Source organism: Stenotrophomonas sp. SrG (assembly GCF_050031795.1).
Taxonomy (GTDB): domain Bacteria; phylum Pseudomonadota; class Gammaproteobacteria; order Xanthomonadales; family Xanthomonadaceae; genus Stenotrophomonas; species Stenotrophomonas rhizophila_A.
Genome location: NZ_JBNBBE010000814.1, coordinates 1 through 245, shown reverse-complemented (window position 1 = coordinate 245; position 245 = coordinate 1). Strand labels below are relative to the sequence as shown.

The following is a 245-nucleotide window of genomic DNA, read 5'->3' as shown; positions in this document are numbered from 1 at the left end:
TACCGTACCCACCGAGATCCGCCAGCCGCTGGCCTGCCAGCTCGATCTCGCACAGGCCCCGGCAGCTGCCGTTGATGTGTTCCCCGCCGCGCCGGTGTTGGGCCGCGCATTGCCGGCCGCCAGCCTGCTGGTGGTCAACCGCCCGGCCGATGAGCGCGGCTAGGAACTGGAAAAGGCAGTCGACGACGACCCGGCCACCTGGTTCCGCACCGTGCGCTCCCAGGCCGTGCGCAGCGGCGCGCGCG

The 245-nt window shown here is 72.7% G+C and carries 1 pseudogene; it reads left to right on the top strand.

From position 1 onward, the window contains the following. Window positions 1-245, top strand: a pseudogene (locus ACQG3P_RS21815) (hypothetical protein); the annotation flags it as partial.